The sequence below is a fragment of the Actinomycetospora flava genome (assembly GCF_037400335.1).
In the GTDB taxonomy this organism is placed as follows: domain Bacteria; phylum Actinomycetota; class Actinomycetes; order Mycobacteriales; family Pseudonocardiaceae; genus Actinomycetospora; species Actinomycetospora flava.
This window is the reverse complement of sequence record NZ_JBBEGM010000004.1, coordinates 332,283-351,914: the sequence shown is the minus strand read 5'-3', so window position 1 is coordinate 351,914 and position 19,632 is coordinate 332,283. Positions and strand designations below refer to the sequence as shown.

17 protein-coding genes are annotated in these 19,632 nt (G+C 69.5%); 12 read left to right on the top strand and 5 right to left on the bottom strand.

Annotated elements, in window-relative coordinates; genetic code table 11:
• Positions 1-66: 66 nt before the first annotated feature.
• Both WCD58_RS13430 and WCD58_RS13425 read right to left on the bottom strand, forming a co-directional pair.
• Positions 67-630 carry a GNAT family N-acetyltransferase gene (locus WCD58_RS13430; protein ID WP_337703539.1) on the bottom strand — a complete coding sequence of 188 codons (564 nt, stop codon included), beginning with the start codon at positions 628-630 and terminating at the stop codon, positions 67-69.
• Complete coding sequence (locus tag WCD58_RS13425; RefSeq protein ID WP_337703538.1) at positions 627-1,934, bottom strand: helix-turn-helix domain-containing protein; 1,308 nt, start codon at positions 1,932-1,934, stop codon at positions 627-629. Before WCD58_RS13425 ends, WCD58_RS13430 begins: the two co-directional genes overlap by 4 nt.
• Before the next feature lie 171 nt (positions 1,935-2,105).
• Here WCD58_RS13425 and WCD58_RS13420 point away from each other — a divergent pair, with 171 nt between their 5' ends.
• The 11 genes from WCD58_RS13420 (at position 2,106) to mobF (ending at position 13,212) form a co-directional block, all read left to right on the top strand.
• Positions 2,106-2,354: a helix-turn-helix domain-containing protein gene (locus WCD58_RS13420; protein WP_337703537.1), complete on the top strand. Its 249-nt coding sequence runs from the start codon at positions 2,106-2,108 to the stop codon at positions 2,352-2,354.
• Complete coding sequence (locus tag WCD58_RS13415) at positions 2,354-2,593, top strand: hypothetical protein (RefSeq protein ID WP_337703584.1); 240 nt, start codon at positions 2,354-2,356, stop codon at positions 2,591-2,593. The genes WCD58_RS13420 and WCD58_RS13415 overlap by 1 nt, the downstream gene beginning before the upstream one ends.
• On the top strand, positions 2,590-3,012 hold the full coding sequence (locus tag WCD58_RS33650; RefSeq protein ID WP_373696219.1) for a WhiB family transcriptional regulator: 423 nt from the start codon (positions 2,590-2,592) through the stop codon (positions 3,010-3,012). The genes WCD58_RS13415 and WCD58_RS33650 overlap by 4 nt, the downstream gene beginning before the upstream one ends.
• Positions 3,009-3,548: a hypothetical protein gene (locus WCD58_RS13400; protein ID WP_337703536.1), complete on the top strand. Its 540-nt coding sequence runs from the start codon at positions 3,009-3,011 to the stop codon at positions 3,546-3,548. The genes WCD58_RS33650 and WCD58_RS13400 overlap by 4 nt, the downstream gene beginning before the upstream one ends.
• Positions 3,541-3,912: a hypothetical protein gene (locus WCD58_RS13395; RefSeq protein ID WP_337703535.1), complete on the top strand. Its 372-nt coding sequence runs from the start codon at positions 3,541-3,543 to the stop codon at positions 3,910-3,912. The genes WCD58_RS13400 and WCD58_RS13395 overlap by 8 nt, the downstream gene beginning before the upstream one ends.
• The gene (locus tag WCD58_RS13390) at positions 3,909-5,822 is read left to right on the top strand and encodes a type IV secretory system conjugative DNA transfer family protein (protein WP_337703534.1); all 1,914 of its coding nucleotides are present in this window, start codon (positions 3,909-3,911) and stop codon (positions 5,820-5,822) included. Before WCD58_RS13395 ends, WCD58_RS13390 begins: the two co-directional genes overlap by 4 nt.
• The gene (locus tag WCD58_RS13385) at positions 5,819-6,544 is read left to right on the top strand and encodes a hypothetical protein (RefSeq protein WP_337703533.1); all 726 of its coding nucleotides are present in this window, start codon (positions 5,819-5,821) and stop codon (positions 6,542-6,544) included. Before WCD58_RS13390 ends, WCD58_RS13385 begins: the two co-directional genes overlap by 4 nt.
• Entirely contained in the window at positions 6,541-7,260 is a 720-nt protein-coding gene (locus WCD58_RS13380) for a hypothetical protein (RefSeq protein ID WP_337703532.1), read from the top strand. The genes WCD58_RS13385 and WCD58_RS13380 overlap by 4 nt, the downstream gene beginning before the upstream one ends.
• Positions 7,248-7,643, top strand: a complete 396-nt coding sequence (locus tag WCD58_RS13375; protein WP_337703531.1) for a hypothetical protein — start codon at positions 7,248-7,250, stop codon at positions 7,641-7,643. Before WCD58_RS13380 ends, WCD58_RS13375 begins: the two co-directional genes overlap by 13 nt.
• A 6-nt stretch (positions 7,644-7,649) precedes the next feature.
• Entirely contained in the window at positions 7,650-8,465 is an 816-nt protein-coding gene (locus WCD58_RS13370; RefSeq protein WP_337703530.1) for a hypothetical protein, read from the top strand.
• A 289-nt stretch (positions 8,466-8,754) separates the two neighbouring features.
• The gene (gene mobF, locus WCD58_RS13365; protein ID WP_337703529.1) at positions 8,755-13,212 is read left to right on the top strand and encodes a MobF family relaxase; all 4,458 of its coding nucleotides are present in this window, start codon (positions 8,755-8,757) and stop codon (positions 13,210-13,212) included.
• On the opposite strand, the gene WCD58_RS13360 is transcribed toward mobF, so the two are convergent.
• On the bottom strand, positions 13,197-13,637 hold the full coding sequence (locus WCD58_RS13360) for a hypothetical protein (RefSeq protein WP_337703528.1): 441 nt from the start codon (positions 13,635-13,637) through the stop codon (positions 13,197-13,199). The genes mobF and WCD58_RS13360 overlap by 16 nt on opposite strands.
• Positions 13,638-13,878: 241 nt before the next feature.
• Between WCD58_RS13360 and WCD58_RS13355 the strand changes: the two genes are divergently transcribed.
• A complete protein-coding gene (locus tag WCD58_RS13355; RefSeq protein WP_337703527.1) occupies positions 13,879-15,891 on the top strand; it encodes an ATP-binding protein in 2,013 nt (670 codons plus the stop codon).
• A gap of 201 nt (positions 15,892-16,092) precedes the next feature.
• On the opposite strand, the gene WCD58_RS13350 is transcribed toward WCD58_RS13355, so the two are convergent.
• Together WCD58_RS13350 and WCD58_RS13345 are read right to left on the bottom strand one after the other, a co-directional pair.
• A complete protein-coding gene (locus tag WCD58_RS13350; protein ID WP_337703526.1) occupies positions 16,093-17,724 on the bottom strand; it encodes a UvrD-helicase domain-containing protein in 1,632 nt (543 codons plus the stop codon).
• On the bottom strand, positions 17,721-19,520 hold the full coding sequence (locus WCD58_RS13345) for a TOPRIM nucleotidyl transferase/hydrolase domain-containing protein (protein ID WP_337703525.1): 1,800 nt from the start codon (positions 19,518-19,520) through the stop codon (positions 17,721-17,723). The genes WCD58_RS13350 and WCD58_RS13345 overlap by 4 nt, the downstream gene beginning before the upstream one ends.
• Positions 19,521-19,632 lie beyond the last annotated feature (112 nt).

Sequence of the window (19,632 nt, the reverse complement as noted above, 5' to 3'; positions counted from 1 at the left end):
TCCGACATCGATCGGCTGACGAGCCACTTGGTCACGCAGCTGAGTGAGCGAGCGCGCTCTCTCGTGTCAGTGACGCGGGAGGTTCAGAGGACGGAGCATCGCGTCATAGATCGGGGCATCGGCGAACGGCTTGATCTGCCCGACCTGCTCGTAGCCCCACGAGGTGTAGGCCTTGTGAGCCGGCTCAGCGTCGGGTCGCACGAGGAGCGTCAGCCGCTCCTCGGTCAGGCCTGCGATGAGGTGAGCATGGAGCTGTGCGGCGTAGCCCTGCTTCCGCCATGGTCCTCGGACCGCGAGTTCGATCACTGCGAAGGTTCGGCCTGACCACTCGGTCGTGACGTCGCTCGGCGGCGGCTCGAGGGCGCCGTCCCACCACTTCGTGTTCGGCGTGAGTTGGTGTCCGAGTGCGAAGCCGACGACGTCACCGTCGGAGCTCGCCACGACGACGCGAAAGCTCGGAACCTCAGCGCGGCGAGGCAACGATTCGGCAAAGTCACTGAAATCGGCAGCACCCTCGTGGTAAGGCGCTTCCGCATAGACCTCGCTGTAGATCGATCCGACAGCCTCGAACGTTTGCGGGCTCTCTTTCGCGCCGTAGGTGGTGAAGACTCCGTCAGCGGACGCCGTCATGCGGCCGAGATCAATCGGCGGGCGGCACGCGCGAATTGGCGAGCCGGCGGGTACGACTGTGCGGCGAGGTGATCCACGGTCGCGGCGAGATCGACGAGAATGCGTTTCGATCCGTTGAGGTCGTTGATGCGCTTCACCGCTGCGCTGGTGACGGCAATCGCCTCGTCCAGCTGACGCGTGCGAGCGAGGACGGCGCCGAGGCGCGCCGAGTAGATGGCGTGGTTGCGCGGGAAGCGAGCCTCGTCCGCGGTGGCCAGGGCGGCCCGCGCGGAACGCTCCGCGAGCCTGCCGTCGCCGAAGGCGAGGGCAACACGTGTCTCGTGACAGGCGAAGTCCGCTGGGCTCCAGAACTGGAGCCAGAGCGGATCGTCCGCGCGCGGGCCACGCTCGAGCTGCTTCCGTGCCTGGATGAGCGCTTCCCGTGCTGCGGTCCGGTCTCCGGTCTGTGCGTGCCCGACCGCCTCACGCGCAGCCAGAACGGAGAGCAGGGTCGGGCTGGACGGGGTCTCCTGCGCGGCTCGACGGGCGGCCTCGGCGAGGGGCGCCGCCTCACGAACATGGCTGGGGCTGCCGCTCGCGTGTAGGGACATCGACGCCAGAGCTGCAACGTGCGCCGTCGGGACGTGACCCACGTCGCGGGCGAGGTGGATCGTTTCCAGCCACCAGGACCGAGCCACTGCCCCCTGACCAGCGTCGTAGGCGAGCCAGCCGGCGTGCTCCATCGTGGTCGCGGTGACGGCGCGCAGCCCGCTGCCGACGTCTTCGCCGTAGCGACCCGAGCGCAGCGCGTCGCCCATTCTCCGAGCCATCGCGTCGGCGACCTCGTACAGCTGGACTCCACCTTGGAGATCGTCGAGCTCGAAGAGACGCTCGAGGGCTCGCCACGCCTGGTCGACGTCCGGCTGGCCGACAGCGGAGAGCGAGGCGATACTCCCCGGGAGAAGCGCGGCGGCTGTCAGGGCCGCCGCGCCGCCGAGGAAGTCTCGCCGCCTCACGTCGTCGAGCGTACTGCTCGCGGTGGGGGATCGCGGTGGGCTGACACCGAGAGTTCCTGGCGGTACGTGGAGGACGCGCGCGAGGTCGCAGAGGACGCTGGCGTCCTTCGCTGCCCGCGTCGAGGCTCGTTCGATCCTCGAGATCGTCGCCTGCGAGACGTATCCGATGCGCGCCGCCAGACCGGCTTGGCTCAGGCCGAGTGCGAGGCGTGCAGCACGAATGATCGCGCCCACGTGTCCTGCTGCCGTCGCGGCGCGATTGCTCTGATCAAGTAACGCTTGCGCAACAACGGCCTTCTCGTCGTCCATGGCGCCCCCTGCCGCTCTCGCGCGAGCCGTGATGAGAGTAGCGCGGCTATGCAGACCGTCGTGGCGTTATTCAGCACTGCATAGGACTCGGTCCCTGAGGGCGCCCTCTAGCTCTACTCGATCCCACGACTTCCCGCGAGGCCGAACCGCGCGGGGCGAGGAGGGATCAGCATGGCGACAACCGATGAAGCCTCGGCCCCGCGGTTCTACAGCGTGGCCGAAGCAGCTCGAATCCTGGGCGCTGCGCCGGTAACGCTCTACCGCGCCATTCGCGCAGGCGAGTTTCCCGCTGTCCGGATTCGCGGGCGACTCATCGTCCCCGCCAGCGCACTCGAGGCGATGTCGGCGACGACCGTCTCCAACGGCTCGCTCGTCGACGCGGCCGAGTGGACCTCGCAGACGCGAGGGGTGGGTCGGTGATGGGCAGCGTCGGGCTCCTGATCCTGGGAGCCATCCTCGGTGCCTTCATCTGCGCCAAGACGAGGTCGGCGGCCGGCGCCGTCGCGTTCTCGTTGGTCGCGCTGGTGCTGTTCATCGGTACACCGGTGGGGCAGGGGCTACCGAGCGCGATCTCGGCGTTCGTGTCCGCGGTGGACCAGGCGACGACGCCGGCGTTGGCTGGGACGCAGGGCGCCGATGTCGAAGGTGGCCCCCGGTGAGCGCGCGCGACCTCGACGAGGGTGCGGTGCGGGACTGGCGTGCCGGGGCGGCGTGTCGCGGGGTGGACCCGGAGCTGTTCTTCCCCGAGCCGTCGGACGAGCCGCTGATCATGGCCCAGGTAGCGGCGGCGAAGGCGGTGTGCCGGCCGTGCCCGGTGCGCGAGCGATGCCTGGTCGACGCGATGGAGCGGTTGCCGCACGGGATCGCCGGCGGCCTGACCGAGCAGGAGCGGCGTCGGGCGCGAACAGCACGGGGGTTGGGCACGGGTCGGAGGCCACGTTGGCTCGTGCTGCTCGAGGCCGGCTGCTCGCATCGCGAGGTAGCTCGTGAGTGCGGCGTCAGCGTCCGGACCGTCGAGCGCTGGGTTGCTCAGCAGGAGGACCGCGGAACTGCAGGCGTAGGCGGTGGTTCCCGATGACGGCGCTCGAGGTGAGTCGCCGGACGCAGGCGGCGTCGTCGACGCGGGAGCACGTGCGTCGGGTGGCGGTCGCCGCATACGGGGCGACCGAGGCCCAGGAGCCGATCGAGGGGTTCCACGGCTTGTCGCGCCCGGTACTCGACGACCCGCTGGCTGGTGTCCGGGCCGGGCGACTGGTGGCGGACGTCGCCGCCGGCGCGGTCCGCGAGTGGGCGTTGCGGGCCCGAGGCTGCGGCTGGAGTTGGGACGCCGTTGGTGCGGCTCTCGAGCTGCCCGCGACGTCGGACGGCTCGACCCGCGCGGAGGCGGCGTGGGAGTGGCTGGTCGAGCACCGGCCGCCGGCTCCGGCCCGCGAGGTCGATCGACCAGGGTCGGCGGTCTGGATGTGCACGACCTGCCGAGCGCGGGTTCGCGACACCGGCCCGTTCGCGTCACATCCGGACGACCGCGAGACCGGCCACCTCGACGACTGCGCCCGCCACATCGGCGCTCTCGAGGCCTGGCTGCGCGAGATGGAGGGGGACATCGATGGTTAGGAACCAGATCACCACGATGGTGTCGGCGGTCCGGCTGGGGCAGACGGCGCCGCTGCTGCTCGGCACCGAGCTGGTGCGCTCGGATGTCGCCGCCTCCGTGCTGGGGCTGGCGTTGGGGGACGTGCCCTGTGGCGGGCCCGTCACATGGGCGCTGTTCGTCGACGCCGTGCTCGTCGGCCGTACCGACGAGCCGCTGACGGACGAGGCGGCGCAGGTGTGGGCCCGGCGGATGCTCGGCGACGGCGTGCGGTTCCAGCTCGCCCATCGGGGTGGTGGCTACTGGCTCGCCGAGGTCGGCGACTTCCCCGCCGACTCAACCGAGCTGACCGGACCGCGACCGCTCCGGGGCGGGTGGTCCGGGTGATCGCGACGGTGCTGATCCTGGTGCTGCTAGCCGGTGCGGTCGTGGTGTCGATGTGGCGCGGCGCGATCCGCCAGGCGTTCCTGTTCGGGGTCTTGGGGAGCCTGCCGGCGACCATCCTGGTTCAAGCCATGTCGTGGCCGGCGCTGCTCGTCGCTGGCGCGCTGCTCGCGGTCGTGGCGTGGCATCGCTGGTCGCGCAGCCGCGCGATCGTGTCTCGCTGGTCGGCGCGGTCTCGTCGCCGCGCCGGTGTCGCCTCCAGCCTGGATGTGGCCCGCCATGCGGGCACGGTGGCGACCCGTCGGCGGGCGGGCACGGTGCGGCCGTCGCTGGGGTCGCTGACCCACCGGGAGGGGTGGGCGACCCCGACCTCGGCGGTGGGGGTGGAGCTGTGCCGCGTGGGGTTGCAGCGGGTGTGGTCCTCGGTCGAGGACGTGACCCTCGTGTTCGGTGGCCCGCGCACCGGCAAGACCGGCTGGCTGGCCGGCCGCGTGCTCGACGCCCCCGGCGCGGCGGTGGTCACCTCGACCCGGACCGACCTACTGGAGCTGTGCGCGCCGGTCCGTCAGCGGGCGCGGGGTCCGGTGTTCGTGTTCAACCCGGTCGGGCTCGGTGGGCTGCGGTCGACGATCAGCTTCGACCCGCTCACCGGCTGCACGAACCCCGTCACGGCCGTTGAGCGGGCCACCGACATGGTGGCCGCGACCTCCCGGGCCAGCCATGGGGACGCGGAGCGGTGGGACGCGCAGGCCCGCCGCGTGCTGGCCGCGTTGCTGCACGCCGCCGCATTGGGGCGGGGGTCGATGCGCGACGTGCTCGGCTGGGTCGCGGACAACGACCGCGCCTCCCGTGAAGTGCCGGCGCTGCTGCGCCGGAGCCAGGTGGAGTCGTTCGAGAAGGCGGCCGAGCAGTTTGTCACCACCAACGACCGCACCCGCACCAGCATCACCAATTCGATCATGCCGGCGCTCGGGTGGCTGAACCATCCAGACGCCGCGGCCGCTGCCGCGGCCACCGACCAGCCCTTCGACGTGGAGGCGCTGCTCGACCGTCGGGCGACGGTGTTCCTGCTGGGGGCGGAGGAGGCCGACACCGGCCCCCTGGTCTGCGCGCTGACCGGGCACATCGCCCGGGAGGCCCGCCGGCTCGCCACCCGCAAGCCCGCGGGCAGGTTGGACCCACCGTTGCTGTTGGCGCTCGATGAGGCGGCGCTGATCAGCCCGGTGCCGTTGGAGGACTGGACCGCGGACATGGGCGGTCGCGGGGTGAACATCTGCGCCAACTTCCAGTCCCGCGCCCAGGTCCTGGCCCGCTACGGGGAGCACAAGACCGCCACCATCTTGAACAACACCGGGACGGTGATGCTGTTCGGCGGCACCCGCGACCGCGAGGACCTGCAGTTCTGGTCCACGCTGGCCGGCGAGCGCGACGAGCGGATCACCACCACCGACCTCCACGGTCGCGTCGCCAGCCGGACTGTGCGCAAGGTGGCGGTGCTCGCGCCAGCCCAGATCGCGAACCTGCCCGCCGGGAAGGTCGTGGTCTACCGGCGCGGGATCGCCCCGGTCATCGGGCGAGCCCGGATGGCCTGGACCCGCAGCGACGTCCGTGCCCTGCGCGCCCAGCCCGCCCTCGGCTGGCGCGGCCGTCAGCAGCGAGCCCGGGCGTGGCTCGAGATCGGGCTGGCCGCCCTGCTGCGACGAGTCGCCGCCCCGCGCCAGCGCAGCTGGCGCTCCCGTGTCGCCGGTCTGTGGCGGCGAATGACCACCGGCGATGGCGGCACAAGTGTGCCGGCGCCGCGCCCGCCCTCCGACGCTCGGCCGCCGCTGGTGATCGATGTCGACCCGGTCGCCCCGCCCGTCCTCGGCGAACCCGGCCACCCCTACAGCGGTGACGAGAGGTGGCGGCGATGAGCCAACCCGAGCAAGGACCCCACACCGCGCGGACGGCGCTGTCGTGGCCCGCCGGGCGGCAGGAGGCCTACCTCGACAGCCGCCCGGACGACACCTCGGTCTACAACCCGGTGGCGGAGTACGGCGACCCCGAGTGGCGCGAGCCGGCGTCCGAGGTTGAGGCGGCCGCCCGCATCGCCTACCTGCGCGAGCACTTCCCGGCGGCGCCGGGCTGGCCGATGCGTCCGCTGACCCCGGTCGAGGACGCGCTCCAGGACGCCCAGGAGCGCGCCGTGCTCTCCGACCGCGCCCACGACCCCGACCCCGACGCCTGGGCCGAGTACCATCAGCTCCAGGCGTTGGACCGGCTCGCGCCGCTCCCGGGCCACGACGCGCTCGACGACCTCCCGGTCGACGGGCACGGTCGGCCCGACCGTCTCGCTGCGGGGGAGTGGCGTGACGAGGACCAGGTTGCCCTCGATCACCGAGTCGATGAGGCCGCCTTCGATGGACGAGCCGCCAGCGACACCGCCGACGCCCCCGCCGACCCTGAGCGTCTGCGCCAACGGATCGAGAGCCTGCGTGCCGCACGTGCCGCGGAGGCGGTCGAGAGCGTGCCGGACGAGGACGAGCAACGGCGCGAGCAGCTGGTGCGCTGGCACGACGACGACCGCCGCACCACCGGTGCCGATCTCGACTCCTTCCTGGAGGCCGGCCACGGCGAGTTGGGGTGGGATCGGTGACCCGCCGCCCGCCCGGCCAGGCCGGGCCCGGCGACGGCGAGTTCGCGCGGGTGGAGGCCCTCGCTGGGTTGGCCCGCGAGGTCGACGGGCTGCGTCGCGGCCTGGACGCGCTGCTCGGCACCCCGACCCGGGTGGACGACCTCGCGCGCATTGTCGCCCAGCTCGCCGACGCGTTCGCGGCCACCCCGGCGCGTCCCGGCCCGACGGTCGCGCCGTCCTGGCTCGCCGCCCCCACTGACAGCGAAGCCCTGATGGGTCTGCTCGAGGAGCTGTGCCGGTGGCTGCACGCGGTGTTCCTGCGCTACCCCGACGGGGCCGCGGTGCTGCCGGAGTGCTGGCTCTGGCACCCCGACGTCATCGAGGAACTGCTCTGGCTGATGTCTGCGTGGCGCGCCGCGTACGAAGGTCGCGGCGCGTCGGTGCAGCTCGCGGGGGACTGGCACGACCGGCAACGCCCCGGCGTGGTTCGCCGCCTCAAGACCGCCGCCGGGTCCTGTTCGCGAGAGCGCCACCAGACGCGGCCCGGCTGGGCCGGCGCGCCCTCGGGGGCCACGCCCGTGCCCGGTGTCGAGGCCACAACGTCGATCGCCTGGTGGTGGGCAGGCGCCCGCGACGACGCACCACCCGAGCCCGCCGCGGACAAGAGCGCAGGGCGGGACGGCTCGCGGATCGGCGCCGCGGTCAACGGCGCCGAGCACGGGCGGTGGCCACAGTGACCGCCGCCGAGCAGACCGAGACCCGCGCGCAGCAACGAGCCCGCGAAGCCGCCGAGCGCGCCGAGTGGGACCGGCTGTCGAAGATCTACTTCGCGCACATGAACGCGATCGCGCCCGACCAGTTCCACTGCTTCTGCGGCTCCCTAGACGACCTCCGCCACGCCGTCGCCCGACTCGACCGCGAAGCCACCCGGAATCAGCACGGGAAGCCGGGCGCGGCGTCGTCCCGGGGAGTCCCCGCGGATAGGGCAGCCCGCGGCGCGCTTCGGGCCGTCGAGCAGGTCGACCAGGACCAGCAGCGTCGCGAGCAGCTGTCCCAATGGCACACCGCCGACCGGGTCGCTGGGCGCGGCAGCGGCGACGCGGACGCGGACGCGGACTGATCACCCATGACCGACCCCGAGGCCGGCAGCGACCCTGCGCGGAGCGATCATGCGTCGGGCACGCGGGGGACCGGCGCGCTGCTCTGGCTCCCCGGGCTGGCGGTCGCCCTCGGCGCCGCCATCGCCACCGCGCACGGGCTGTTCGAGGTCGCCGTCGCCGCTCGCGTCCCGACCGGCATTGCGTGGCTGTACCCGCTGATCACCGACGGGCTCGCGCTCGTCGCCTACGGCGCCACCGCCCGCCTCTGCGACGGAGCGGCCCGCTACGCCTGGGCCGTGGTCGTCACCGCTGCAGGTCTCTCAGGGCTCGCCCAAGCGACCTACCTCGCCAGCGGGCCGGCGGTCGAGGTCGCCCCCGCGCTGCGGTTCGGGATCGGCGCCTGGCCCGCCGTCGCGGCCGCCGTGGTCGCTCACCTGCTCTACCTGCTCGCCGCCGCGAGCCCCGGTGCCGTTCAGCCCGAACCCGTTCACCGACCCACGTTCAACGTCGGCGCTGTACAGGGACGGGTCTTGCCCGGCGTCGTTCAGTCAGAGCCCGAGCAAGACACGGTCCCGGGTGAGCCGGAGCGCGCTCAGCACAGCCGGTCGGCCGTCGGGCCCCCGCGGGCCGCGGCTTCGCCGGCCCGCGACCGGGCCGAGGCGGCCGCGTCGCGGCACGCCCAGCGGCACGGCGCCTGGCCCACCGTCTCCGAGCTCGAGGCGGCGGCCGAGGTCTCTCGCGGCACGGCCGCCGCGGCACTCAAGGCGCTTCGCGACTGCCCGCTGCCGCTCCATCTGATCAACACCAGCGACAACGACCCCACCGACGAGGCCAAACCATGATCACCCAGCAGTCGACCACGACGACCACGAGCAACAACCAGAACCGAGACAAGGACCAAGAACCAAGACCAGCAACCGACACCGATCACTACACCGAACAGACGACACGACACGAGCAACAAGACCCAAGAACAAAAAGATCACGGGAAAGATCAAGAGCCGCACACCTATGCATCACGATCCCCGGGCACGGGCCGGCCTCCGGCCGGCACGAAACACACCAGTGGCGACTGGCCCGCCTTCTTGATCTTCGGCCCAGGCCAGAGACACCGCGGAGAAGGTCGTCCGAATGCTGAGCGTCGCCTCCGGCTACTCACCGGACTACCTCCTTCATGAGGTCGCCGCCGGCCGTGAGAACTACTACACCGGTGCTGTCACCGACGGCGAACCACCGGGCCGCTGGTGGGGGAGAGGCGCCGAGAAGCTCGGCCTTACCGGCCTGGTCGACCCCCAGGACATGCGCGCGGTCTACGAGCACTTCCTCGATCCGCGGCACGAGGCGTTCCGGGACCCGGACCGGTGGGAGGAAGTACCGACCCTCGGTCACCGCGGCCGCCGGTATGCCACCGAGGACGAGCTGTACGCCGCGGCGCTTGAACACGAGCCGGACGCGTCGGCTGAACGCCGCGCTGAACTCCAGGTCGAGGCGGGCAAGCAGGCCCGCCACAACGTCGCCTTCCTGGACGCCACGTTCAGCGTTCAGAAGTCGGTGACGGTGCTGCACACCGCGTTCGAAGCTCAAGAGGTCGCGGCACGGGCCGCGGGTGACGACGAGGCCGCGTCAGCGTGGGGCGAGTACCGCCAGGCCGTCGAGGACGCCATCTGGGCCGGCAACAACGCCGCCCTGTCCTACCTCTCGCAGAAGGCCGGCTATGCCCGCGTCGGTCACCACGGTGGCGCGGCCGGGCGCTACGTCGATGGCCACGACTGGGTCGGCACGTCGTTCTTCCAGCACGACTCCCGCGACCACGACCCGCAGCTGCACATCCACAACCCGATCCTCAACCGTGTTGAGGGCCCGGACGGGCAGTGGCGCACCCTGGATGGGCGCAGCATCTACCGCTTCCGCCCGGCCGCCGCCGCGGTCGGGGAGCGCACGACCGAGGAGCGTCTCACCGAGACCCTCGGGGTTCGGCTCGCGATGCGCCCCGACGGCAAGGCCCGGGAGGTCATGGGCGTCGACGAGACCGCCAGCGATCTGCTCTCCTCGCGGCGCCGCGCGGTGACGGCGAAGGCCGCTGAGCTGATCGCCGAGTTCGAGGCCCGCCACGACCGCGAGGCCAACGGACTGGAACGTGACCGGCTCTCGCGCCAGGCCACCCTGGTCACGCGTCGCGCGAAGTCCCACGAGGGCGAGACCCGCGAGCAGCTGCTCGATCGCATCGACCGCCAGCTGCGCGACGAGGTCGCCGGCGGCCTGCGCGGCGTCGCGGACGACGTCCTCGCCGCACGACGCGACGCGCAGCCGACGGTCGAGTCGTGGTCGCCGACCGCGGTGCTCGAGACCGCGCTGGCCGAGGTCCAGGGCAAGAAGGCCGGATGGACCCGCGCCGACCTCACCCGCGCGATCAACGACGCCCTGCCCGACACGCTCGGCGTCGCCGACGGCGACGACGTCACCGCGCTGCTCGACCGACTCACCGACCAGGGCATCGCGTTGGCCACGCCGCTCGACGCCGCCCGCCCCGGCGACGATTCGCTACCCGACGAGCTGCGCCTCGCCGACGGATCGTCGGCCTACCAAGCGCCGGGAGCGCGGCTCTACGCCACGCCCGATCACGTGCACACCGAACGGGCCATGGTCGCCGCTGCCCGGCGGGGTGAGGCCGCCGCAGCACCGCACTTCGTCGCCGACCGATTCCTGACCCAGCTGCGGGAAGCCGGGCTCGAGCTCGGCGTCGACCAGGCCGCCGCCGTGCGCGGCGTCCTCACCTCCGGGGCGAAGGTCGAGACCTTGGTCGGGCCGGCCGGCACTGGCAAGAGCTTCGTCGTCGGCACCATCGCCCGCGCGTGGTCCGACCCCGAGCTGCGCGGTGCCGCAGCCGGCCGGGTGTTCGGGCTGGCGACCAGCCAGGTCGCCACCGACGTCCTCACCGACGAAGGGCTCACCGCCCGCAACGTCGAGCGCTGGCTCAAGACCCAGGAACGCCTCGCCCACGCCGACCGCCCGCACCCCGCCGATGCCCCGTGGACCCTGTCGCCCGGAGACCTGGTGGTCGTCGACGAATCGGCGATGTCCGACACCTCGGCGCTCACCGCCGTCCGAACCCACACCGAAGCCGCCGGCGCCAAGCTCTTGCTCGTGGGAGATCACCGTCAGCTCGCCGCGGTCGGCGCCGGTGGTGCGATGGACCTCGTCGCGCAGACCGGCACCCGCTACGAGCTCGCCGAGGCCCGCCGCTTCCACCACGACTGGGAAGGTCCCGCGTCCCTGCGCCTGCGCGACGGCGACGAGACCGTGCTGCGCGACTACCACCGCCACGGCCGCCTGGTCGACGGCGGCCGCCTCGAAGACGCCGAGGCTTCCGCCTCGCGCGCCTGGTTGGCTGACACCCTCGCAGGCCGTCGCTCACTGCTGATCGTCGACACCAACGACCAAGCCGCACGACTCAACGCCTCCCTCCGGGCCGACCTCGTCCGCCTCGGACGCGTCGCCGAACACGGCGCGTTCCTCGGCCGCGACGGCACCTACGCCGGCGTCGGCGACCTCGTCGCCGCCCGCCGCAACGGCTGGGAACTCACCGGGCACGCCGGCAACCACCGCGGACCCATCAACCGCGAGACCTACCGCGTCACCGCCGTCGGCGACGACGGCTCCCTCACCGTCATCCGCACCGACGACGAGAAACCAGGGCTCGAACCGTCGTCGGCGCGACCGATCGTGCTCCCCGCCGAGTACGTCGACGCGGACGTCTCCCTCGCCTACGCCGGCACCGTCCACTCCGCACAGGGCGCCAACGTCGACACCGGCCACCAGGTCATCACCCCCGCCACCGGTCGCGCCGCCGCCTACGTCGGGCTCAGCCGAGGCCAGCAAGCCAACACCGCCCACGTCACCACGACCACGGGCCCGACCGACCCCGCGCGCGGACTCGCCGCCGACCACTCCGTGCACCGCGACCCCATCGCGGTGCTCGCAGCGGTCATGGGCAAGGAGGACGGGCTCGAGTCGAAGTCCGCGTTGGCCATCGCCACCGAATCCGCCGCCGACGCGGCGACCACGCGCACCGCGGGAGAGCTGTTCGCGGACGCCGCCGCCTTGGCCGCGACCGAGCGCACCGGCCGGTGGCTCGACCGCTTCGCCGCCGACGGCGCGATCACCGGCGACGACCGCGCCCGGCTCGCCGCCGAGGACGGCGCCGCCAGCCTCACCCGAGTCCTGCGCCGGGCAGAGATCGCGGGGAAGGACGCCGAACAGGTTCTGCGCGACTCGCTCGCCGACCGGCCCCTCGACGGCGCCCGCAACCTCACCAACGTCATCCACGCCCGCATCCGCGACGCCCACACCTTCGACCCGCACGGCACCACCTGGCGCGAATGGAGCCCTGCCACCGGACGCGCCGACTGGGACCGCTACCTCGAGACCCTCGCCGACGCCGCCGACCAGCGGGCCAGTGAGCTCGCCGAGCAACTGGCGGAGGCACCCCCGCCCTGGCTGACACAGGCGCTCGGTCCCGTGCCCGACCAGGCCCAGGAACGAGAGGAATGGCTTGGCGCGGCCGGCACCGTCGCCAACTGGCGCGAGCTGCAGGGCTACGACGCCCCCGACGACGCCCTCGGTCCCGCGCCCGCACCCGGCAAGGTCGAGGCCTACGCCTCCTACCGCGCCGCCTGGCAAGCGCTCGGCCGCCCCGACACCGACCGCGAGGAGCTCGAGCTCTCCGATGGGCAGCTCCGGGTTCGGGTTCGGGCACACGAACGCGAGGCGGCCTGGGCGCCGCGCTACGTCGCCAACGAGCTCGCCGGCACGAACCAAGCAGCCGAACGAGCCCGACAAGACGCCGAACTCCGCCGCGCCGAGGCACAAGCCGCCGCCGATGAAGTCGATCGCAATCGCTTGCAGGAGGCCGCCGACGCGACGGAGGCGCTCGCGGGCACGCTTACGGCTCGCGCCAGCGAGCTCGACAAGCTCGACGACGCGCGATCACGGTGGCTCGCGCACACCGCCGGTACCCGAGCCGCTTCGGAGCGCGCGAAAGCCGAGCTGGCCGTCCGCCACGCCGACGACATTGCGCCCGAGCCTGAAGTCACCGCGCAGGAATGGCTCGCGGCGCACCGCCAGGACGTGGCGGACGACGAAGCTCTCCGCGAAGTGACCGACGCCGACGTCACGGACCGACCCGAAGACATCAACGCCGAGGAAAGGGACCAGGCGGAGCGGCATCAGCCCGAGGTGAGCGACGTCCTCGACGACGAGCCAGTTGCGGACGAGCAGGAGGTCGCGCACGCGCCGCCCGAGCCCGACATCCGCGAGATCGCTGACGCGGAGCCGGCTCAGGTGGCCGAGGACAACATCCGGGTTCCGACCGCCGACGAGACCTCAGCAGCCATCGAGCGCGCTAGTCGAGCCCTCGCCGAGATGCGGTCTCGTGAGGAGGTGGACATGCGCGAGGAAGAGCAGCACCGTGCCGACCAGCTCGCTGAGTGGCAGGTGCGGGACGAGACCGACGACCACTCCGACGAGACGGGCACTGACGAGGGCGCCGACCGAGATGACGTCGACGCGTTCGATCAGGCCGAGGTGTGATCGATCGTGTCGCCGTGGGCGGTCGCCGGCAGCCCCAATGGAGGCGGACCCTCCGCACGCCAAGCCCACCGCAACGTCGCTCGCACACCGTCACACCACCCTGGGCGAGCGGCAAGGTCCGGACGCCGCTGCTCGAGGTCCTGCGCCGCGAGGAACTCCTCCTCGATAAGCTCCTCGTAGGCCACCGTCCTCCTCCGCGTGGCAGGCGAGCGGGTCAGACCACCGCCACGCTGTGTTCGAGTCGGGGCGGCCGCCATCCAGCGGCAGGTCATTGCAACCGCGCCGGCGTACCAGTCGGTCACGCCCCGGTCTCCTTGCTCGAGGTCAAGGGCGCTCGCGGCCTGCCAGAGTGCAACGAAGGCGCGTCGATGTACACGGACATTGCCAGCAGGAATGCTCGCGACGTCGGCGTGCGTGACCTCCATCCGCACATAGTGACACCGCGGACTTGAGCAATCCATCGCTTGAGCACCCTGCTAGCAGCGCGCCCTGCCCCCGGACCACGCTCGCAGCGTGCGCGATCGTCACCTCGTCATCCCGACGAGCCGGCCCGTGCAGGTGGAGGCATGCCTCGTGCGGCTTTGGTCAGCGGGATCAAGCACCTTGCCGGTCTGGCTCCTACAATGCGGGCGCTGAGCAGAGTTGGCATGGGGGGATGGTTGCGTCGTGTCCACAGTTGAGTTTCGCCTTGGTGTGGGCGAGGCAAGAGTTCGTCAATTCGAGCAGCGGCGACCCGCGTCTGCTGTGATCGAGCTGGTTTGGAACGCACTCGACGCGAACGCAACAAACGTGATTGTTGAGGTGCATCGCACCGCCGCCGACGCTCCAGAACGAATCACGGTGACGGATGATGGACAAGGCATGTCTCCTCAGCAAGCTCGCCAATCGTTCGAAGACTTTGGCGAAACATGGAAAGCGACGCGCAGCTACACTGAGGGGAACTTGCGCGTCCTCCATGGCGAGAACGGAGAAGGCCGACTCTTCGCATTCGCGCTTGGGTACGAAGTTGTCTGGGAGACGGTGGTCGAGGAAGACGATGGTCGGCGACTTACTCAAGTTCGAGGCAACGTCACGCGCCCGACGCGCTGGACGATCGAAGACGTTGGAGAGACCGACCGCGCAGTCGGCACAACAGTAACCGCATACGTGCCGCAGGGGAGGGGCATCGGCACTTTGGAGAACGCGGAGGCGACCGTCGCGTACCTTCTCCCACGATTCGCTTCCTACTTGTATGCTTATCCGGAGGTCAATGTTAGTTTCGAAGGAACTCGGTTAGACGCATCCTCACTCCTCACGGACGTGGTCGAGCTTCCTCTCGAGGTCGAGGAATACAAAGGCGACACCCCTCCACCTATCGTGCATCTCGCAGAGTGGTCCACGCGTGTCTACGACAAGAACCAGGGCATGTACCTTAGCGACATGACCGGGCGTACGAAGGGGTTTTACGAGCAGAAGTGGGGTGAGTCGGTCGTACACTTCACCCCATTCCTGCGATCCTTGAGGTTCACCGACCTTGACTCCAGCAGTATTCACGAGTTGCCGATGCGCCACGCTCGGTTGCTCGATGGCGCTGAGCAGGCCATCCGACGACATCTGAGTGAACGTCGGGATCAGATTTCTAGTCGCGTCGTGGAGCAGTTGAAGGACGAGGGCCTCTACCCATACGCGGCGGAGGCGGACGGGTTGGCCGACCAGATCGAGCGGCAAACGTTCGACGTTGTCGTGACGGTTGCACGCAGTGCCCTGCCGAAGAAGCCAGAGGAGCGCCGGCTGTCGGTGCAGCTCATTCGGTCGGCGCTCGAGCAGAATCCCTCTCACTTGCAAGACCTGCTCCGACAGGTTCTTACTCTATCTCCGGCGGAGGAGCAACATCTCGTAAGGCTCCTCGAGGAGACCGAGCTATCCAATGTGATCGCGGCTGCGACTACAGTAACGGACCGCCTCAAGTTTGTGGGAGGATTGCGGAAGATACTCGCGGATCCTGAGCTTCGTCGCGATTTTCGCGAAGTCGACCAGCTACACCCGCTTATTGCTCGCAATCTATGGATCTTCGGTGAAGAGTGGACCTTGGCTAGAACCGAGGTCGGGCTCACAGGGGTATTGAAGTCTCATTTGGGATTACTGGGTGGCGAGACTGAATTGGAGGTTGATCTCGAGGCCGTACGTCGAGATGATGGACGAAGCGGACGGGTTGACGTCCTGCTCTTTCGCGGGCGCGGTGACGAGGAGTTCACGGAGCGGTTGGTCGTCGAGCTGAAGCGACCGACCGTGACGGTTGGCCGAGACGAACTGGAGCAGATTAAGTCGTACGCCAGGGCCATCGTGGACGATCCGCAGTACTCGGGCACAAAGTGCCGGTGGCAATTCATTCTCGTGACGTACAACTATGACCACAGAATTCACCGCGACATCAACGAACGCGAGAGGCCGCGGGGTTTGGCGGATGACCAAGAGGAGTACCAAGTCTGGGTCAAGACTTGGGGGGAACTGTTCGACACTGCCGAGCGGAAGCTCAAGTTCTTCAGGGACCAGCTCGAGTACGAGGCTACCGACGACCGTGTCACTCGTCATCTGCAGGAGTCTTATAATAGCTTCATTCCAGAACGTTTGCGCGTCGACGTCGAGAGTGGTGAGGAAATCGAAAGTGGCGTCGCCAGCGTCGATGGCGGCGGCTCGTAGAGACTGGGCGCATGGCGGAGGGTCCGTGTACGAGGCCCCATCAACCAGAAGAGGTACTCCCCACCAACCGAGCGCAGCGGTGGTCGGTGTCAGCGCTCGGGGCCTGGTCGGGACTTACGCTGGTGCCCCGGTCAACGACGCTTTCGACTACCGTCCTCCGGGCCACAGCGTCTCCGCGGGACTGGTGAGCGCCAAGCGGTGCTATTTAACAAGTAGCGCGAGCGGGGCGACAAGGGGGTGCGGTGCGGTCGGGAGCAGGAGAGTGACCTGCTGCCGGGCGCGGGTCAGTACGACATAGAGGAGCCTGCTCGCGCTAGCGAAGGGTTCTTGTTCCTTTCCGAAGTAATCGGAAGCGCGGAACACGGCGATGATGGCATCTGCTTCGCGGCCCTTGGTTTGATGCAGGTTCATTACCTGAACAGGAGATTTGTCGCCCGCGTCGGCCTCGGTGAAGGAACTCGCCCGGATGCCGTCGACCTCCCGCTGTACGGCGTCAAGACCGCTTGTCTCACCGCCGGCCGCGGTGATGAGCCGCCCCACTTCTGCACTAGCCCGCCGCCACGACCGGGTACCGCGACGCAGGTCGAGCTCCGTCCAACTCTTGGCGGCGATACCGACCGCAGCATCTAAGTCGGTTGCCGCAGACAGCTCGGTGCGAAGGTCCGCCAGGCGTCGCTCGAGAAGCCCTTGGGTGCGGTCAGTTCCGATTGCGAACGCCAGCTGAGGTGCCTGTTTGCTGCGGACAGTGGAGGTGTAGAACACAGCTAGGCGGACGAGGACCTCATCCCACTCCGAACGGCCCGAAGCGAACCGGAGCATAGCAATAATAGCCTTGAGGGCTTCGCCGTAGCTTTCCGATAGGCCCACAGCAACGTGATCGATACCCCTTTCGGTGAGGGCCGCAGACAGGGTCGCCGTGGGCTCATTCCCGTGAACGAAGATACCGAACGAATGGGCGCCATCTCGGCGGCTGGCCTCCATCGCCTGGCACACGTCGTCGGCGGCAGGCTCGCTATCGACCCCTGGGACGATCCGTAGCCGACCTTGCCGGATTGCGTGGGCGAATGCTGGATGGGCGAAATTCCGGACGCGGGCGGCCTCACCGATAGTCGGCATCAGTTGGGTGGGGTCGCGGTGCGACCCTAACGGCAGCGCGATCTGCTGGGCGCCGGGGCGTGCTTGTGCCGCGGTGAGACGTCGGGGGCCGACTCCTTTCCAACCGAGGAAGCTGTCGTAGATCATCTGATTGGGGTCGCCGAGCAGCAAGAGTCGATTCGCAGCTTCGGTCAGGTTTTCCAGCAGCATCCACTGCTGGTCGTCGGTGTCCTGGAACTCATCGCAAATCACCAAAGACCACCGCCGCCGGGTCAGCGTACCGATGAGCGGCACGGTAAGAATCTTCAACGCCTCCGGCAGCAGGTCGTCATAGGACAGAACAGCCGGGTCAGCTCTGAATAGTTTGCTCTCGGCCTCACCTCGCAAGGACGGGTATCGTCCGTGTCCGTTGTAGCGGCCGAAGTCGCGCACGAGTTGCCAGGCGAGGCCGTGGAATGTGCTGATGTCCACTCGATGAACGACATCACCCAGAATGCCCTTGCTGCGCTTCAAGATCTGACTCACTGCGGTGCGGCTAAAGGTTAGGAACAGGACACGCTCGAGAGCTGTGCCTGGCTCCGCGACGCCGTCACGGAGGAGCAGGTGGGCACGGGCTGCCGCAGCCGCAGTCACTGTCTTGCCTGTCCCCGCGCCCCCTAGCACAAGCAGTGTCGGTGCGTCGCTCTCGCAGATGTCACGCTGCTCGGGTGTTGGCTGAAAGGGAGGTTGCGAACTCACGTCGTCAAGGTCACCGGGCCCTGGCGCACCCCGCGCGCGAGGTCCACCGCCGCACGCAGCAGAGCTAACGCGATCGCGGGCGCATGACCTTTCGGCAGGAGTGTCACGTACTGGGCATGTAGGCCAGATTTCGACTTCAGAGCTGATTCGGCCTTCTTGCGAAGCTTGTCGTCACTTAGGCCGTCGAGACCGCTCAGATCCAGGTCCCACTGGGCGTCTAATTCCATCAAGGCTGTGATGAGCGTCGCCCGGTCCACGCCGTGGACGAGTGCCCGTTCGATAGCGAAACCTGCCGGTAGCCGGACTACCTCGTCAGCGACTTGCTGTACCTCGGCGAACGAGGTGTCCGCGCCTCCGCCGACAGCGTCGTAGTCTAGTCCAGCGATAACGCGGAAGCCCATCCGGCGGGCGAGCTGGCATACCTTTCGCACGCTGCCATGGCCGCCGCCATCCACCAACCTGGCTCCATAGGCTGCTGGAGGGTTGATGCGTCGTTGACTGAGCGCAGTCAAGGCAGCAACGTCATGGGGGCCTTCCAGCACGATCACGGTGTTGCTGCTCATCGCCGGAAGCAGCTGGAGGTGCAGCTGGCGCATCGCGACTAACTCATGCCGGTCAGCCGGTTCGGCAAGCTGGTGGGCCTGGCGCTGCATCTGCTGTTGAGATAATCGAATCATCTCCGACGGCAAGAAGCTGCGCGCGGCCTCTGGGCGCCGTGTGGACAGCCATAGTTGGTCGCAGGAACGCCGCAGCCGGCGGGCGAGGTATTCGGCGGCACCAGCGTCGAGTTGGTCGCCGAAATCGTCGCCGACTACTACAGCGTCTTGTTGTCCGGCGGCGACGAGCGTCTCTGCGACCGCCAGTACCGCAGAAGTCGTGGAACCGTGCCGACGCAACGGCAGCGCATCGACCGTCCCGAGTCGCAAGGCCGGCTGTAGGGCTCGCAGCAGTCCCGCGACGGTGCCTCCCTCCGCACGAAAACGCACCAGCTTGTCAACCGCGTCGTCCGGGTCGATGCCCAAGGAGCCGCGTACAGGCTCGAAGACCTGCTCCAGGACGGCACGCACGACTTCGGTGGAGCTCAGCCCATCGGTGGCACTGTCGACCGCGTTTGAGAGATCACTCAGAGCGGCGGCGAGGTCATCACCTTCCGCACTAAGCAGGCCACGGAAGGCGCTACCGTGCCGCAGCGCCAGCGGCTGGCCTGGCTCCAGCGACACGAACGGCAGCATCTGACGGTCGGGTCGACGGGCACGATCATATGACTCGTCGTCGGGGTCGGAGTTCTTCGGGTAGTCCACCCAGTGCTCGCCGATGCCCTCCTCAGAGTTCCACCGCAGTCGATAGCAGAGGCGTAGCACCAGTTCGTGCCGGTCGTCAGTGAGCTGTTCAGCGGTCGACTCGACGACGAGCACATCTTCGGTCCGGTCCCATAGCTCTAGCCGACGCCAGAAGTGTTGCTCCAGTGCCTCCCCGAGGCTAGCAAGCACTACTTCCACCTCGGCGCGGTGAACGACCGGCTCCTCGTCGCTGAGGGCGTCGCTCTCGTCGGGGTCTACGTCGCCTGCGTCGTAATCGGCGGGCGGATTCCCGACAGCATCGCCCGTAGGTCGGTGATAGTCAAACTCGTCAGGCGGCGTCCGCGTCGAGCTGGGATCGAGCACGCGACGGATGGCCTCGACGAGGTCACTGCGGCCCGCCCGCGGCACGCCCACGACGAGCGCGTGAGGCCCCGGCTGCAACTTCAGATCACGCCACCCGCGAAACGAGCAGATGCGAAGCTGCCGAATCAGCATCCCGCCAGACTAAGGGCCGGCCCCTCTCCGACCGCACTGCCTAGGTCCACGACCCTCGCTGCCACCGACTGGCCCCTTCCCTCCTAGTACCGATCCGAGGACGCCGCGGACG

Coding starts and splice junctions, on each gene's coding strand:
- WCD58_RS13430 (WP_337703539.1), bottom strand. CDS start 630: ATGACGGCGTCCGCTGACGGAGTCTTCACCACCTACGGCGCGAAAGAG.
- WCD58_RS13425 (WP_337703538.1), bottom strand. CDS start 1,934: ATGGACGACGAGAAGGCCGTTGTTGCGCAAGCGTTACTTGATCAGAGC.
- WCD58_RS13420 (WP_337703537.1), top strand. CDS start 2,106: ATGGCGACAACCGATGAAGCCTCGGCCCCGCGGTTCTACAGCGTGGCC.
- WCD58_RS13415 (WP_337703584.1), top strand. CDS start 2,354: ATGGGCAGCGTCGGGCTCCTGATCCTGGGAGCCATCCTCGGTGCCTTC.
- WCD58_RS13400 (WP_337703536.1), top strand. CDS start 3,009: ATGACGGCGCTCGAGGTGAGTCGCCGGACGCAGGCGGCGTCGTCGACG.
- WCD58_RS13395 (WP_337703535.1), top strand. CDS start 3,541: ATGGTTAGGAACCAGATCACCACGATGGTGTCGGCGGTCCGGCTGGGG.
- WCD58_RS13385 (WP_337703533.1), top strand. CDS start 5,819: ATGAGCCAACCCGAGCAAGGACCCCACACCGCGCGGACGGCGCTGTCG.
- WCD58_RS13370 (WP_337703530.1), top strand. CDS start 7,650: ATGACCGACCCCGAGGCCGGCAGCGACCCTGCGCGGAGCGATCATGCG.
- mobF (WP_337703529.1), top strand. CDS start 8,755: ATGCTGAGCGTCGCCTCCGGCTACTCACCGGACTACCTCCTTCATGAG.
- WCD58_RS13360 (WP_337703528.1), bottom strand. CDS start 13,637: ATGGAGGTCACGCACGCCGACGTCGCGAGCATTCCTGCTGGCAATGTC.
- WCD58_RS13345 (WP_337703525.1), bottom strand. CDS start 19,520: ATGCTGATTCGGCAGCTTCGCATCTGCTCGTTTCGCGGGTGGCGTGAT.